This window comes from Paracoccus shandongensis, from assembly GCF_017315735.1.
Lineage (GTDB): Bacteria > Pseudomonadota > Alphaproteobacteria > Rhodobacterales > Rhodobacteraceae > Paracoccus > Paracoccus shandongensis.
This window is the reverse complement of sequence record NZ_JAFLRK010000072.1, coordinates 1-2003: the sequence shown is the minus strand read 5'-3', so window position 1 is coordinate 2003 and position 2003 is coordinate 1. Positions and strand designations below refer to the sequence as shown.

Genomic DNA, 2003 nt, shown 5'->3' with positions numbered 1-2003 from the left:
GCCGAGGCGCAGGCCCGCGCCCAGGCCGAAGCCCGCGCCCGCGCCCAGGCCGAGGCCGAGGCGCGTGCCGCCGCCGCCCGCCAGCAACGCTATGCCCCGCCCGAGGCCGAGGAGGAACCCGAGGTCGCGGCCAATATCCCCGATGGCCGCACCCCCACCACGGCAGGCATGGCCGCCACCGTCGAGGACGGCATCCAGATCAACCGCACCCAGATCATCGGCACCATTGGCGCGGGCAAGGCCAGCCGCGCCCTGGTGCGCCTGTCGAACGGCCGCGTGCTGACCCTGCGGCTTGGCGACAAGATCAACGGCGGCACCATCACCGATATCGGCAACAGCCGCATCACCTTCGTCAAGGGCGGGCAGCAACAGGCCCTGTCGGTGCTGGGCGGGCGCTAGCCGTCCAGCCGGGTGATCGTCCAGCCGTCCCGTTCCAGCAGGCGCAGCACGCCGCCTTCGCCCGGCAGGTGCAGCGCGCCGAAGCCCGCGACGATGCCCTTGCCCTGCCGGGCGGCATCGCGCGCGCCCCGGGTCAGGGGGCCGATCCAGCTTTCGTTGCGCCCGTCCATCAGCCTTTCCTGTGCCAAGGCCATCTGCGCATCCACCTGATCGCGCGTCAGGCCCGAGGTGCGATAGGCATCGAAGCGCCCGAATTCCCAGATAGCCCAGATGTCGCCCGCGAAATAGGCATCCGTCACCGTGACCGCATAATCGTCGGCATGGGCCGCGGCGGGCAGCGCGGCGCGGATCATCTCGATCTCCTGATCGGGCGTCAGGTCGCGGAACAGGGTGAAGACGGTGTCCCAGGGCTCCAGCGCGCGGACGGGGATGTCCAGCGCCTCGGCCCGCTCGACCAGGCGGTGGTCCAGTCCCTGCGCGCCGGTTTCCGTCACCTGCTTCATCATGCAGGGGCTGATCCCCAGCATCATCGCCACATACCAGGGCCGCAGCTTCGAGGTGACGACGGCGGGCGTGCCGCGTTCGGCCATCGCCATCGACAGCAGTTGCCAGTCCCGCTCGCTCAGCCGTTCGGGCAGCGTCGGCCCCGTCGGATCGACCATCAGCGTCGGATCCGAGGACAGCGCCTCGGTCAGCCTGCGTTCCTCGGCCGGGCCCGCCTCGACCAGGACAAGGGCGGCATCGGCGATGACCGGCTCCAGCCGGGCCAGCATCGGATCGTGGCGCGGGTCGCCGAAATGATAGGTGCCCACCAGCGTGATCGACTGGTCGCCCTTGCTGGCCCGCCACAGCAGCCCTTGGTGATAGGGAACGCCCGCCACCGCCGCGTCGATCAGCGCCCGCTGGTCGGTGGGCATGGTGTCGAACAGGTTGCTGCCCAGGCATTCGGAAGCAGGGGCCGCCCCCGCCCACAGTGCCAGGATTGCCGCCAGAACCATGCGCATCCGATTTTCCCCCGCCTTGACGCCGAAAGGCTGGCACAGCCGCGCCCGCGTGACCAGCGGGGCCGGGACATATTTTAGCGACAGCCCGGCGTTGACAGGCCCGGTCCCTTGGCCTAGATCAACGCCATTGGCACTCAACGCCGATGAGTGCCAACAACGCAACACTGCAACCTGAAACACGGAGTGTTCACCTATGGCATTCACACCGCTTCATGACCGCGTCCTGGTCCGCCGCGTCCAGTCGGACGAAAAGACCAAGGGCGGGCTGATCATCCCCGACAGCGCCAAGGAAAAGCCCGCCGAGGGCGAGGTCATCTCGACCGGCGAAGGCGCGCGCAAGGACTCGGGCGAACTGATCGCGCCGTCGGTCAAGGCGGGCGACCGCGTGCTGTTCGGCAAATGGTCGGGCACCGAAGTCACGATCGACGGCGAAGAGCTGCTGATCATGAAGGAAAGCGACATCCTGGGCGTCATCGCCTGATCCGCGTCCTTCACCCTTAAATTCAGGAGAATCACATGGCTGCGAAAGAAGTGAAGTTCAACACGGACGCGCGGGACCGGATGCTGCGGGGCGTGAACATTCTGGCCGATGCGGTCAAG

Annotated in this window: 2 protein-coding genes and 1 pseudogene; 2 read left to right on the top strand and 1 reads right to left on the bottom strand. The window is 68.1% G+C overall.

Features of this window, described 5'->3' with window-relative positions:
• Positions 1-399: pseudogene (locus JX613_RS19610) on the top strand (hypothetical protein); the annotation flags it as partial.
• On the opposite strand, the gene JX613_RS19605 reads toward JX613_RS19610, so the two are convergent.
• Positions 396-1403 (bottom strand): TraB/GumN family protein, encoded by a 1008-nt coding sequence (locus JX613_RS19605; protein ID WP_207103153.1) that lies wholly within the window; start codon positions 1401-1403, stop codon positions 396-398. The pseudogene JX613_RS19610 and the gene JX613_RS19605 overlap by 4 nt on opposite strands.
• Before the next feature lie 193 nt (positions 1404-1596).
• Between JX613_RS19605 and JX613_RS19600 the strand changes: the two genes are divergently transcribed.
• A complete protein-coding gene (locus JX613_RS19600; protein WP_089386456.1) occupies positions 1597-1884 on the top strand; it encodes a co-chaperone GroES in 288 nt (95 codons plus the stop codon).
• The last annotated feature ends 119 nt before the right edge of the window (positions 1885-2003 follow it).